This is a genomic window from Nostoc sp. C052 (genome assembly GCF_013393905.1).
Lineage (GTDB): Bacteria > Cyanobacteriota > Cyanobacteriia > Cyanobacteriales > Nostocaceae > Nostoc.
In genome coordinates, this window is sequence record NZ_CP040272.1 from 2,729,487 (window position 1) to 2,743,775 (window position 14,289).

The window sequence follows — 14,289 nt, forward strand, 5'->3', positions numbered from 1 at the left end:
AGGGAGCAGGAATGACCAATAACTAATGACTAATTGGCTGCAAAGGTAATAATTTAGGACGGAGAGCAGAGGGGTTGATGCCTGCTTTATGTGCTACCAATACACCTACTGCTTCTAAATATGAGTTTACCTGTATAGATTTGATCCCCAACGGCTGGGGAGGAACTTTTATCAGAGTTTTATTTTCTTCTACTGTAATTATTTGGCATCGTCTTTGACTTAAACTCAGTAAGGCACTGCTACCACAGGCAGTTGCAGGTACGATCGCAGCATCTACTTCATCTACCCAAATATCACCTTTCTTTGATGCAATCGCTGTTTTCTCTACTATAAATTGTGGGGCATGACTTAATCCTACAAGGACACAGGGCAAAAAGGTATAGCCCAATTCTTCGGCGGCGGAACGGGGAGATAAATCAGGTTCGGGAGGTTCGCTTAAAAGGGCGGGAGAATGGGCGCAAGGAATTTGAAAGGTTCGCACTAGCAAATGGCTAATTACGGCTTCTGCACCGGCTAAAGGATCTACGCCTTCACCGTGGCGGTATTTTTGTACTGCCTCCTCATCCATATCATCGGGGAAACGGGCAACAACTGCGATCGCTTCTGCTCCCGCTTTTTTAATTAATATTTCAGCTGCCCGTAACAAGCTATCTGGGTTGCCAATTGTTCCCCAACTAGCGCCTGATGCTGTAGTCCGTAATTCTACATTTAATGGTGCATCTGTAATTACATAATCTGTTAAAGTCAATCCGAGAGTGGCTCTGACTGCATCGGCGGCTTGTATATGTCGTAGCCGTAATTCTGGCTCAATAGCTTGGTCTAAAAGCAAACCTACTCTGTTGCTGCGGACTGGACGCAAACCCCAGCATCCAGAGGCAAATTTGTCAAGTCCGTAACCTTCAACATAGAAAGCGTTAGGGAGATTCCAATACAAACTTGCGCCATTCAGAACATTGGGGTGAGTTATGAGGCGATCGCAAACCTGTGCTATAACCCTAGCAACAGGCAAAGCATCTCCTGCATAACCCCCAATAGCAGCCCCAACGCCAGTTGGTACAATTAAGATAGCAGTGTATGGACGATTCATTTTAAGTTATTTCCCACTCTCCAGGGCTATTTCGTTCTAGACATAAACCGCCCAGAACTAAAGTCTGTTAAAACGGGCCATAACCTCTACTCAGTCGTCTTGAGACGACTTTTGCTATTAGACTTAGAATTTATTCTGAGGCGGGCTAGATGAAAATGAAATAACCTTTGCTCACTCTCAACTTTTCACTTCTAATTTAGGATTCAGCACTCTTTGTCACCACAGCTTCAACTGTCGCTTGTTGTTCGTCAACGTCTACAGAGGTAACTGCCCAACGCAAGGGTTCGCCTTGTTTCTTCAACTCTGTTTCAATTGCTTCTAGTAATTCTGCGGGAGTTTCTTGTAAATCAATTTCTGCGGTAATAAAATGAGTCGTCATCTTGGGAAATCCTCTTGATTTGTAGTTTCTAGAATAGCTGACTTTATCTGCGATGAAATATTTATGTTATTTATCATATTTTGTCATGTTCAGTGAACAGTTACTCAGTGATGAATAATCATCCGATATACTGATAACTGTTCGTTGATTATTTCCCTTTGCCAAATTGTAACTGATAAACGATGTCTTCCTTTTCTGTCTCAAGTTTCAAATCAGAAAGGGGTTTGGCAACACAAAGCAACACGTAACCTTGCTTTTGTAAATCTGGACTTACGCCCATACCATCAGTTTGATCTACAGTCCCCTCAGATAGTTGACCGGCGCAAGTTGTGCAAACACCAGCATTGCAAGAACTGGGCAATTCCAAACCAGCATCCTCGGCAACTGATAAGATCGTTTCATTTTCGGGAACTTGCAAAGTATGAATTTTGCCTTGATGATTAATTTCTACGGTGTAAGTTTTGGACATATACAAAAGAAGTGCGATCTACGGACAAATTTCTTAGTTTATCTGAATTAGTTAAAAATATCCAGATTTTACTATAAAAATTTAGGTTAAATTCTAGCTACTAATTCAAAATATTTTACTATAAAATACACAAATAAATTAGTTAAATTTGCTTACTATAAATATGCGCGTAGGCGTAGCCCGCCGTAGGCATCGCGTTTCTTTAGAGACTGTATCTGTAACTCTGCCTTTTGGCATTGGTTTGATGGCTTGGAAAGTTGACACCACACAAAAGAAGGCGGTTTGGTCGCTGTATGTGGAATTGGGTGACGCGCATTGCTGTATCAACCTTTGGAAGTTGACCAGGGTTTGGTACGAGAAGCGATTGTCATACTATTGAGATTTTTGGCAGTATCTCTGTTAATGTATCACAGACTAATACCCTACGCGTAAGTCAAAAGGCTTATAGAATAAGCCTTTCATTTTTATTGAAATCTTTTCCAACTCTGCGATCGCTGTAAATCAACAATATACACTATGTAGCGATGATTGCCCTCACCAACAAACTTTAGTCATCAATGTTATAAGGTTGACTCTTAAAGTTACAACATTAAGCCTTAAAGCTAGAACATAAAGCCTTAAAGTTACAACATTAAGCCTTAGAGCTAGAACATAAAGCCTTAAAGTTACAACATTAAGCCTTAGAGCTAGAACATAAAGCCTTAAAATTACAGCATTAAGCCTTAAAGTTAAAGCAATCGCTGATAGCGGTTCTTAATTGCATGGAACACAGACAATTTGTAGGGTACAGCATTGCTTATACATGTCAACTTAAGCTCAAATGCCTACTCTACAAGTGTTTTACCCCACCCTAACTTCTGCCCTTGCCAAGGAGAGGGGCAGTTTTGGCTTTAGACAAAAACAGGGTGGGGTAACGCAAAGAGTGATGGTAAGTTAAGATATCTGAATATCATGTCTTAACAAGGGTTTCACGTTAAGTTGACACGTATGAGCAATGCTGTGCCTTATTGTCTATTGCTTAAACATAATATTTTTTTGCTAAAAATCAACCTTTGGTGATTAAATTCCGAGAAATCACCGATATAAATAAAACTTTTTACTACGAAAAATGTGCTTTTTGCTGAACCAGAATGCAGATTAGTTGAGACAAAATAGCTCTGTAAAGCTTTTAAAAGTGTAAATTTATGCCTCGAAAAAAACGTAGTTCCCGGATTTTAGAAAAAGCTGAGTTTAGAGTTGCCGGACTGAAAGCTATCGATCCAAATATCAATTTTAATGATACTTACAACTTGCAAAATCTAACTCAATTAATAGACAATTTTCACAATATGCTTGATGATTATAACGCTGCTATAGCTATGATTGACTCTTCTAGAAAAAAGCTGGATGAAATGGAAAAAACCTTAAGTCAGGTTTCAGACAAAATGCTGATGGGGGTGGGTTTCAAGTACGGCAAAAACAGCAATGAATATGAACTTGCAGGCGGCGTTAGAGACAGCGAACGTATCCGTAAAAGCAGATTGACACGCTTAAAATCTAATACAGATAAAACATCAGATCAAAATGCAATAACTGCCACGCCCTAACAGTAAGTCAAAAGACTTATAAAATCTGCTTTTAATTTTTTCAAGTTGTCCAGATCCCTGACTTCTCAAAGAAGTCGGGGATCTATTTCATCATGAATGATTCAGGACTGCTATATAATAAAACTTTGCATTAACCTAGAACTTCCAAAATATTAAAATTGAATGACCAGGTTTATACATGATAAATTCGCCAAAGACTATCTAGAAGAACTACTAAAAGATTACGGAGAAGTCAAAGCATCAGAAAAAGTCTCAGGAGAGATTAAAGAAATAGATTTTTATTCACTCCTGCCAAACAACAAAGCTCTAATATACAAATACTGGGTTTGTTAGGAAGATTTGCCCAACAGCCTGCGATTATAGAACCATATCGCAATCCAGCTTCTATCGATGAAATCTGCGACTGTATTTTAAAATTATTAGAAATTAAGGCTCTCCTGCGACGAGAAGCTAAAGCCAATAAAACCAAACTTCAGGACTCCGAAATTCCCAAATTGTGGGTTCTTACACCAACCATATCTGAAACTAGATTGTCTAGCTTTGGAACTATGCAAAAAGCAGGTTGGTTATCAGGAGTGCATTTTCTCCCAGATGCCTTGCGAACAGCAATTGTAGCAATACACCAACTACCGCAAATACCAGAAACATTATGGTTGAGGCTTTTAGGCAGGGGAAGTGTGCAGTCACAAGCAATTATCGAGTTGCAAGCGTTACCATTAGATTATCCATACCAAAAAGCAACTCTAGAATTAGTTTACAACTTGCGCGAAAACTTGAGAGTAAACCAAGAATTAGAAGCAGATGATAGGGAGTTAATTATGCGATTAGAACCACTTTATCAAAGAGACAGAGAACAAGCTGTACAAGAAGGAAATAAACAAAGAGAACAACGTTTAGTTCTACGCTTACTCAATTGCCGTATTGGTGAGATTGATACGTCATTAATCGAGCAAATTCGAGGTTTATCGATTGAACAATTAGAGAATTTAGGAGAAGCATTACTAGACTTTTCTAGTGTTGCTGATTTAGAAACTTGGTTAAACCAACAATCAATCTAATTTATTATTACTACACTTAGCGACTAGAAGTCGCGGCTATACAGACAAAACTCACCTACGTGGGTTAAAAATTCTTGATTTACTCTTAGTACAGGTCGGTGGACTTTGTTTGTGTAGTAGCAAATTCTATTCGCCTCATACTTTTCAAACTTTCAGTATAAAAAAGTTGCTAATAACCGATTACCAGTAAGGCTTTCATCATAAAAGTAAGCTAAACTTTTATAGCCAAGTATTGCCTAAAAATATTTCATAATTAAAGGGAGAAAATCCCAATGGAGAAGATAAAAATGCTAGAACAATATCGTAAACACGTTGCCGAAAGAGCAGCACTCGGTATTCCCCCCTTACCATTGGATGCAAAGCAAACCTCAGAATTATGTGAATTACTGAAAAATCCGCCCAAGGGTCAAGAGGAGATATTATTACATTTATTGAGCGATCGCGTTTCTCCTGGTGTTGATCCAGCAGCTTATGTCAAAGCTGGATTTCTTACCGCCATTGCTAAGGAAGAAATCACCAGTCCGTTGATTGCGCCCATCGAAGCAGTGCAATTGCTAGGTACAATGATCGGTGGTTACAATGTGCAATCTTTAATTGATTTGCTGCAATTGCCCACTGTATCCCTCTCCGACTCATCCGAAACACCTCTAGTAATGGGCGGACAAGGAAAGGAACCCATCGCCGCCTACGCCGCCAACGCCTTAAGCAAAATCCTCTTGGTGTATGACGCTTACCATGATGTTTTAGAGTTGTCGAAAACCAATCCTTACGCCAAACGGGTAGTTGACTCTTGGGCGGAAGCTGAATGGTTTACCCTCCGCCCTACAGTTCCAGAAGCGATTACTGTCACCGTTTTTAAAGTTCCTGGCGAAACCAATACCGACGATTTATCCCCCGCCCAAAGCGCCACAACTCGCCCAGATATTCCCTTACACGCTTTAGTGATGCTAGAGTCACGGCAACCGGGAAGCTTGGCAACCATTGCCGAGTTGAAGAAAAAAGGGCATCCTGTAGCTTACGTGGGAGATGTAGTTGGTACTGGTTCCTCGCGTAAATCTGCCATCAACTCAGTATTATGGCATACAGGAAATGATATACCTTTTGTGCCAAACAAACGCGCTGGGGGTTATGTTTTAGGTGGTGCGATCGCGCCAATCTTCTTTAACACAGCAGAAGATGCCGGTGCTTTGCCTATTCAGTGCGATGTCACCAAACTCGAAACCGGCATGGTAATTACCATCCATCCCTACAAAGGTGAAATCACCAATGAAGCAGGCGAAATTATTTCCACTTTTGCCCTCAAACCTGACACCATCCTCGATGAAGTCCGCGCAGGTGGACGCATCCCCCTACTTATTGGACGTACCCTCACCGACAAAACCCGTCTTGCACTCGGTTTAGAACCCAGCACCGTTTTCACCCGTCCCCAGCAAGCCTTTGATACAGGGAAAGGCTACACCCTAGCGCAAAAAATGGTAGGTAAAGCTTGTGGATTACCTGGTGTGCGTCCCGGCACATCTTGCGAACCAATCATCACCACTGTTGGTTCTCAAGATACCACAGGCCCCATGACCCGCGACGAATTGACAGAACTCGCCTGTCTTGGTTTCAGTGCAGACTTAGTCATCCAAAGTTTCTGCCATACTGTTGCTTATCCTAAACCAGTAGACATCAAAACTCATCACGAACTCCCCGATTTCTTTGCCTCTCGTGGCGGTGTCGCCCTCCGTCCCGGTGATGGTATCATCCACTCTTGGTTAAACCGGATGCTGCTACCCGACACCGTGGGAACTGGCGGCGACTCTCACACCCGCTTCCCCTTAGGTATTTCCTTCCCCGCCGGTTCTGGGTTGGTAGCTTTTGCAGCCGCATTGGGTGTCATGCCTTTAGATATGCCAGAGTCAGTATTGGTAAGATTTAAAGGTGAATTGCAACCAGGTGTTACCCTGCGCGATGTCGTGAATGCCATTCCCTACGTGGCAATTCAAAAAGGTTTGCTGACAGTAGAGAAGCAGAATAAGAAAAATGTCTTCTCTGGGCGAATTTTAGAAATAGAAGGTTTGCCAGATTTAAAAGTTGAACAAGCCTTTGAACTCACTGATGCCAGTGCCGAACGTTCTTGTGCCGGATGCACAATTAAGCTGAGTGTAGAGACAATTTCGGAATATCTGCGTTCCAACGTAGCGCTGCTGAAAAATATGATAGCACGAGGCTATCACGATGCCCGTACCATGCTGCGCCGTGTGGCCAAGATGGAAGAATGGTTAGCAAATCCCGTGTTATTAGAAGGCGATGCCGATGCAGAGTATGCCGAAATAATTGAAATTGATTTGAACGAAATCAAAGAGCCAATTGTAGCTGCTCCCAATGACCCCGATAATGTTAAGTTATTATCGGAAGTTGCTAACGATCCAGTACAAGAAGTATTCCTTGGTTCTTGTATGACAAATATTGGTCATTATCGGGCAACAGCAAAAGTTTTGGAAGGTGCAGGTGAAGTAAAAACCCGCCTGTGGATAGCACCACCAACCCGTATGGATGAACACCAATTAAAAGAAGAAGGTGTATACAGCATTTTTGGCGCTGCGGGTGCTAGAACAGAAATGCCCGGATGCAGTTTATGCATGGGAAATCAGGCGCGAGTTGCTGATGGCACAACAGTGTTTTCTACCTCTACCCGCAACTTCAATAATCGTATGGGTAAAGATGCGCGAGTGTATCTTGGTTCAGCAGAATTAGCCGCAGTTTGTGCGCTGCTGGGGCGACTGCCGACAGTGCAAGAATACTTGGATATTGTGGCGAGTAAAATTGAGCCTTTTGCAGATGATTTGTATCGGTATTTGAACTTCGATCAAATTGCTGGTTTTGAGGATGAAGGGCGTGTGATTGCGTTGGAAGATATGCCCAAGCTTGAGGATATTTTGGGTATGCCGACTGTGGCGAGGTAGGTAATAATTGACGTGAAATGCCCCAGGTTTTAATCTGTGGCTACAAGAAGGAAGCCCGCATTAGCGGGCTTTTTAATATAAATCCCTCACATTGAAGTCTTTGATAATACAAAAAATTAGTTATTATCGTATATAATACATAAAGCAAATAACAAGCATGAAAGCATCAGAAACAACTCTTCGTAACTTACTAGAAGGTGGTAAACAGTTTCAAATACCTCTTTTTCAACGACCATACTCTTGGAAACAGGAAAATTGGGAGACTCTGTGGGAAGATTTGATGAGTCTCTACAATGATGAAGTACAAGGTTCTTATTTTCTTGGCCCCATAGTCACACAAGCAGAATTAGGAACAGCTGACGGCATCACTCCATATGTTGTAATAGATGGGCAACAACGTCTTACCACCCTTAGTATTCTCTTAGCAGCATTACGAAATCATCTTAAAAAAGATGATAAACAAATGTCTGAACAAATATATGAATTTTATTTAATTAACAAATATCATAAAAATGACGATTACTTTAAAGTATTACCTACTCAAAATGATCGTGACGCATATAAAAATATAGTTGAAGCTAAAACAGCTAAAACAGCTAAAACCAAAAATCCAGAATCGCAGTCAGGGCAAATAAATGAAGCTTATAAGTTTTTTTATAAATGGCTGAAAGAACCTATTCTGGAACAAGATATACCTCTTGATTTAACAAAATTAAAAAAAATTATATTAGAACAATTAGTTATAGTAAATATAACTTCTGATGCAAACGATAACCCATATCTTATTTTTGAAAGTTTAAATAACAAAGGAGAAGAATTAACCCAGGTAGACTTAGTTCGCAACTATATATTTATGAGGTTACCTCATGAAGAACGAGAAGAGGTATACGAGAATGAATGGTTACCTTTTGTAGAAGGCTTTAAATCTAGTGTTAGCAAAAAAGAGTACGCAGATGAATTAACAAATGCATTTTGGTTTTATTTACGTAAAGATGGCGAGGCAGTTAATCAAAAAGAAATTTACAGAAATATCAAAAAACGCTTTGATACTTCAAAGATTGGTGTAAAGTCTGAGCTACAAAACCTTATACAGTTTGCCAAGTATTACCAGCGTCTGAATTTTTGTGAGCAAGAACCAGAGATTAAATTAAGATATTTCTTCCAACGATTAAAAAGGCTTGACTTTACAACTTGTCATATATTCTTACTAAATGTTTATCACGAGTATGAAGAGGAACGTTTATCGCTTAATAAGTTTGAAGAAATTTTGCGTTATCTAGAGTCTTATTTTGTACGTCGTTTATTTGCTGGAATTTCCACCAAAACTTTAGGATCAGTTTTCAATGTTTTGTACTCTGAAGTCCAGAAAGTAAACCCTAGTGATGTGGTTGATGGATTACAACAAGTCTTGAAGGGTTATGATAAGAGCAAAGTTTGGCCTGATGATGATGCATTGCGTGATGGGATTATTACCAAAGGTGTATACACTACAAGTTTAAGTGATAGAGCGAAGCTTCTTTTAGAGAGTCTAGAGTCATCTCTTACTAAAGAAAAAGTTAAGTCAGAGAGTTTAACTATTGAACATATCATGCCCCAGACATTAAATAAAGAATGGAAAACAATGTTAGGGGGAAATCATGCTTATGTCCAGAAGAAATGGCTACATACGTTAGGTAACCTCACATTAACAGGATATAACTCTGAGATGGGTAATAAACCTTTTTCAGAAAAGCTAGCATATTTCAATACTAGCAATTTGTCCTTGAATCATTATTTTAGACAAATAAATGTTTGGAATGAAGAAGCAATCAAAAAACGTGCAGAATACTTAGCTGATATAGCTATTAAAGTCTGGCCTAGATAAAAGAAGTATTTCATTCAAGGAATACCAATACTTGGTTAAGTCCTTTATAGACTTGTGATCGCACCCTCGCACTTCGCACACAGACCTAACCCCCCAACCCCCTTCCCTACAAGGAAAGGGGGAGAAATCCGGCTCCCCTCTCCGCTTCGGAGAGGGGTTGGGGGAGAGGTCAATCATAAAAAATAAACACCTATTTTATACTTCATAAATGAATAATCCAACACCCCAAGAACCTTATCCATCGAAAAAAGAGGGAACTCGCAATATTGTAATTGGATACAAAGCAGACTTAGTTAAAGTGCAACGTGCTAAAGAACTTCGTCAGCAAATGACACCAGAAGAAAAAATCCTTTGGCAACATCTTCGTGCTAATCGCCTGAATGGTTTGCACTTTCGCCGTCAGCAGATTATCAATGGCTTTATTGCAGATTTCTACTGTCACGCAACTGCATTAGTGATAGAAGTAGATGGCAAAATTCATGAACAACAAACTGAATATGATGCAGAACGGGACAAAGTTTTGTCAGCAAGGGGACTGCGTTTGTTGCGAATTAAAAATGAAGAAGTGAGACACGAACTTGATAAAGTTTTGATGCGTATTTCCACAGCCTGTTCTCAACAGACCTAACCCCCCAACCCCCTTCCCTGCGAGGGAAGGGGGAGAAATTTGGCTCCCCTCTCCGCCTCGGAGAGGGGTTGGGGGAGAGGTCAATCTATGCGATCGCGAGAACTGTTAAAATTGGCGTTACTCTTGATCAAGAAACAAAAACATTAATCTGCCAACGAGTTGCTCACCGCAAAGACATCTACAGAATTTTTCCTTGAAACACTGAAAAGCTTTTTAATATTACTGTATACACACCCTAATACGATTTGAGCAAAAGCGCGATCGCACAATTATTAAATAAGTCGGTGAATGTCTGAAAATCTAGTGTTTTCAGTACTCGTCTATCTCAGAGAAACTATAATTTGTCATTGCGAGCGGAACGCAGTGAAGCAAAGCAATCGCAAACTACAGATGTGCGATTGCTTTATTCCACAACTTTTGGAGACGCTACTGCAAAAGCTTCATACCCTTCGGGAACGCCAGGGGCGAACGCAATGACAAGTAACGATTTTGGTAAATTTACAAAATTGGGATGTTGCCGTATGTAAGCTGTCGCGCATTTAAATTTGATAATTTAGCGCCTGAAACCGTTTCCTGTCTTAGATTGCCTTGTAAAACTAGATGACGAACAGTTTAATACCTAAAAAGCTAGGCAATCAGACTGAAATTGCTACTACTCAGAGTAATATCAGGATTTCCTAAACGGGCAAACTCAAACACTGTTCCTGTACCCAAAGCATTACCATCCTGGTTATAGAATAGGCTGCCACTACTTTGACTAAAGACAATACGCGCACTACTAGCATTGACAAATTGATCGTCACTGACAACTGCAAAGTTAGTGAAAGCCTGTCCTACAGTATTAGTAATAGCATTGAAGGTGGCTTTACTCAGCACAATCTGGTCTTGTCCAATTTCAAACTCGGTTATGTAATCAACACCTAAGCTTGTGTTAAAAACCCCACTACTTTGGAACAGATATTTATCCCTCCCGGCTCCACCATTAAGAATATCATCGCCCTGTCCTCCCCAAAGTAAATCATCACCAGTTCCACCAGTGAGAATATCATTACCATTACCTCCTTGGAGGGTGTCATTTCCTGCTAACCCTTGCAATTGATCGTTTCCGTCACCGCCAATCAGAGTATTATTCAGTGCATTACCAGTGAGACGCTGATTGCTTGTGCTGGTATTGTTGGCTAACTGTAAGGAATAATTGGAATTAACGTTGGTATTGGCTGCAATTCCAACATAGTAATTCCCGGCTCCTAATGTTGCAGTAATTTGACCATTCCGACCATTACTAGCATAATCAGAACTCATTTAGGATTGCTATAGTCAACAGTCTAGACAAAAATTCCTCTAAATCGCCTGATAAATTGGGAGATTTAGAGGATTTACAATGAGAAATTGAGCAATGTGACCGCTAAATTCTTCTTTTTAACTACAAGTATTTGCTGAAGCAGAATTCACTGTTGTTAAATCGCCAGTGAAAATAACTGTGTATTGATAAGGTGATGAACCAGAACAATTCATGGAATTTGTATTGGCACGACGGGGAGTCCACCATGATTTTGCTTGCACAGTCAAATTTGTGCCGTTCCATGAGAGAGCATTGACAACTAAAGAGTTAGTTTTGCCATCATCCGCCTTTTTAGCAGATAAAAATGTGGCATAATAAACCTCGCCATTGGCTGGATTAATCCGGGCTATAACTGCAACTTTTGGCCCGCCTCCGCTACCATAGCTAGACAACCAACGCCCAGTAGCAAAGCGGCGAAAATCATTACCTGTCTGACTGCCAGTGGAAGAGTAAACGCCATATAAAACATTGCCCCCATCCCAATACAATCCATAACCTGTACCATCGTCCCCAGTTGTTTCATAATCATCACGACACCAGGCTTTTATCCCATTATTAAAGCGGATAGTTCTAGGATTTTTGTTATTAGATGAGACTTGCCGATAACCAATGTAAAAGCTTGTTGTTCCACTAACTACTCTGGGGCCATTTTTAGCTTTGATTGTTGCTTCACTATCACCGCAAGTGAATGTCACAGCATTACCAATAGATGAATTTACTGTTTGGGCTAAAACTGGAGGAACTTTTTGTGTGAGTAATAAATCAGATGCTAATACTACAGACAAAGAGAAACATGCAAAATACTTTTGTAATTTGCGAGAATAATTCATGGTAGAAACCTGCCGAGAAAGTGAAACGAGAAACACCGTATCACTATAAACTCTAATTAGTATTTAGACAAGTAAAATCATTGAAATTCCTATTTTGCAGTATTCTCAACATCATACAAATCAGACTGCGTTAAAAGTTGCATAGCTAATATACATAAAAATGCCTGATATTAGCTGTATATAATTGTTCCTTATCAAAGACTATCAGCGAATAAGAACAAATAGCGATGGGTTATGCTGGAGCAGAGTCTATTGCAGCATCAAAAAAATAGTTTTAATCAACAATGTAGCGTTTTTTGATTTACCGCATTCCCCGCAAGAAGCTTTCTGTAGTAGTTTCTCAGGCAGTTTTAGCCTTCTCTATCTCATACTTCTTCCGCATCAGCTTTCAAGAGGCATAGTCTGGTAAATAAAACCTATTCCTAAAAAATATGACAGATAAATACTCAGATTTTAAGCTATTGTTTGGATTATTTATAGATAATTAACGTAGATAATTATCTGTAAATCCATAGACAGGTTACTAATTTTTGTCATTTAATTAATTTTATTAAAGGTGATATTTCAAGTATTTGCTGTATTTTTTTTGCTGCTATCAAAGCTGACAATTGTGAGCATTCTTATTATTAATTGAAAATTAGAGTTTTGCGATAAAAAACAAAGCATACCTTTTGCAGGGTAAGATTATCGTGGTTTAATGAGGAATCAATAGGAGCAAAAATGATATGATTGGAATTGCGATCGCAGGCACCGGCTTTGGTCAAAAAGTCCACATCCCTGGATTCCAAGCACATCCTCACACTGAAGTAGTTGCTGTTTATCACCGAGATATCAATAAAGCCAAAGCCATAGCAGAATCTCATAATATCCCTCACGCTTCCGACTCACTTACAGATATTGTGGCATTACCAGAAGTGCAAGCAGTTAGCGTCTCTACACCGCCATTTTTGCACTATGAAATGGCAAAAACTGTATTGCAAGCTGGGAAACATTTATTACTAGAAAAACCGATAACTTTAAATGTCGGTGAAGCCAAAGAACTTTATGAGTTAGCTAAAGCAAAAGGCGTGATTGCGACTGTAGATTTTGAATTCCGCTTTGTACCAGCATGGCAGTTGTTTGCAGAATTATTGTCAGAAAACTATGTGGGTAAGTTACGCCTAATTAAAATTGATTGGTTAGGTTCTTCTCGTGCTGATACTTCACGCCCTTGGAATTGGTACTCTGACAAAGATAAGGGAGGCGGTGCATTAGGATCTTTGGGTTCTCACGCCTTTGATTATATTCACTGGTTATTTGGGCCAGTCCGTAGATTAAACGCCCATTTAACTATTGCGATTCCCACACGAGTTGACACTGTGAGTGGGGAATCTAAGCCAGTGAATACAGATGACAACTGTATATTAACCCTGGAATTGGCAGATGGCACACCTTGTCAACTTTCTATCAGTGCGGTTGTTCATGCACCAAGAACCCATTGGTTAGAAGTATATGGCGATCGCGGTACATTAATAGTGGGCAGTGAAAATCAAAAAGATTATATACATGGTTTTCGGGTTTGGGGTTCCCAGGCAGGTAAACCTCTAACGGAAATAGAAATACCGAATCGGTTAGTTTTTCCCAAGAATCATGCTGATGGGCGTATTTCGGCGTTTATCCGCGTAGTAGACCAATGGGTACAGGGAATTGAACGCAATCAGGAAATTACACCATCACTACGAGAAGGAATTTATTCTCAGTTGTTGATGGATTTATCCCATGAATCTCATCAAAAAGCAAGCTGGGTAGATGTTCCCAGCTTGGAAGGATTTATTAGTAATTAGAAATCAAATGAGCAAAACCCCTCGCATTCATATCCCGCCGGAAGTAAAGAAATATGTTTTTCAACGTGACCAATACCAATGCCGAAGCTGCGGTAAAACTACCATAGAAACTAACCTCAGCATTGACCATATCATTCCCCTTGCCCGTGGCGGTCAAAATGATATCAGCAATCTGCAAACTCTTTGCTTGAAATGCAATCAGCAGAAAACAGACAATATTGATCCCCGTTTCCGGCGGCATTTTGATTTATGACGGTTCTCAATCAAGACGCGAT

General features: G+C 40.0%; 12 protein-coding genes and 1 pseudogene. 8 read left to right on the top strand and 5 right to left on the bottom strand.

From position 1 onward, the window contains the following. Positions 1 to 22: 22 nt before the first annotated feature. The 3 genes from FD723_RS10830 to FD723_RS10840 form a co-directional block, all read right to left on the bottom strand. Entirely contained in the window at positions 23 to 1,087 is a 1,065-nt protein-coding gene (locus tag FD723_RS10830) for a DUF3326 domain-containing protein (protein ID WP_179065345.1), read from the bottom strand. Positions 1,088 to 1,283: 196 nt separating this feature from the next. Further along, positions 1,284 to 1,466 (bottom strand): hypothetical protein, encoded by a 183-nt coding sequence (locus FD723_RS10835; protein ID WP_179065346.1) that lies wholly within the window; start codon positions 1,464 to 1,466, stop codon positions 1,284 to 1,286. Between the two features lie 148 nt (positions 1,467 to 1,614). Then, complete coding sequence (locus FD723_RS10840) at positions 1,615 to 1,935, bottom strand: 2Fe-2S iron-sulfur cluster-binding protein (protein WP_179065347.1); 321 nt, start codon at positions 1,933 to 1,935, stop codon at positions 1,615 to 1,617. Between the two features lie 163 nt (positions 1,936 to 2,098). Here FD723_RS10840 and FD723_RS10845 point away from each other — a divergent pair, with 163 nt between their 5' ends. The 6 genes and pseudogenes from FD723_RS10845 to FD723_RS10870 all read left to right on the top strand — a co-directional run bounded on the left by FD723_RS10845 (position 2,099) and on the right by FD723_RS10870 (position 10,019). Next, a complete protein-coding gene (locus FD723_RS10845; protein WP_372743799.1) occupies positions 2,099 to 2,314 on the top strand; it encodes a hypothetical protein in 216 nt (71 codons plus the stop codon). Between the two features lie 805 nt (positions 2,315 to 3,119). Beyond that, positions 3,120 to 3,521 carry a hypothetical protein gene (locus tag FD723_RS10850; RefSeq protein WP_179065348.1) on the top strand — a complete coding sequence of 134 codons (402 nt, stop codon included), beginning with the start codon at positions 3,120 to 3,122 and terminating at the stop codon, positions 3,519 to 3,521. A gap of 162 nt (positions 3,522 to 3,683) precedes the next feature. Further along, positions 3,684 to 4,579 (top strand): annotated as a pseudogene (locus FD723_RS10855) (DUF4351 domain-containing protein). Between the two features lie 287 nt (positions 4,580 to 4,866). After that, positions 4,867 to 7,527 carry a bifunctional aconitate hydratase 2/2-methylisocitrate dehydratase gene (acnB, locus tag FD723_RS10860; RefSeq protein ID WP_179069110.1) on the top strand — a complete coding sequence of 887 codons (2,661 nt, stop codon included), beginning with the start codon at positions 4,867 to 4,869 and terminating at the stop codon, positions 7,525 to 7,527. A 157-nt stretch (positions 7,528 to 7,684) separates the two neighbouring features. Further along, positions 7,685 to 9,391, top strand: a complete 1,707-nt coding sequence (locus FD723_RS10865) for a DUF262 domain-containing protein (RefSeq protein ID WP_179065349.1) — start codon at positions 7,685 to 7,687, stop codon at positions 9,389 to 9,391. Between the two features lie 208 nt (positions 9,392 to 9,599). Then, a complete protein-coding gene (locus FD723_RS10870; RefSeq protein ID WP_179065350.1) occupies positions 9,600 to 10,019 on the top strand; it encodes an endonuclease domain-containing protein in 420 nt (139 codons plus the stop codon). A 627-nt stretch (positions 10,020 to 10,646) separates the two neighbouring features. Here FD723_RS10870 and FD723_RS10875 read toward each other — a convergent pair. Together FD723_RS10875 and FD723_RS10880 are read right to left on the bottom strand one after the other, a co-directional pair. Beyond that, a complete protein-coding gene (locus FD723_RS10875; protein ID WP_179065351.1) occupies positions 10,647 to 11,321 on the bottom strand; it encodes a calcium-binding protein in 675 nt (224 codons plus the stop codon). A gap of 117 nt (positions 11,322 to 11,438) precedes the next feature. Continuing rightward, complete coding sequence (locus FD723_RS10880) at positions 11,439 to 12,191, bottom strand: hypothetical protein (protein WP_179065352.1); 753 nt, start codon at positions 12,189 to 12,191, stop codon at positions 11,439 to 11,441. Positions 12,192 to 12,916: 725 nt separating this feature from the next. Here FD723_RS10880 and FD723_RS10885 point away from each other — a divergent pair. Both FD723_RS10885 and FD723_RS10890 read left to right on the top strand, forming a co-directional pair. Next, entirely contained in the window at positions 12,917 to 14,014 is a 1,098-nt protein-coding gene (locus FD723_RS10885; RefSeq protein ID WP_179065353.1) for a Gfo/Idh/MocA family protein, read from the top strand. Positions 14,015 to 14,021: 7 nt separating this feature from the next. Continuing rightward, complete coding sequence (locus FD723_RS10890) at positions 14,022 to 14,267, top strand: HNH endonuclease (protein WP_179065354.1); 246 nt, start codon at positions 14,022 to 14,024, stop codon at positions 14,265 to 14,267. Positions 14,268 to 14,289 lie beyond the last annotated feature (22 nt).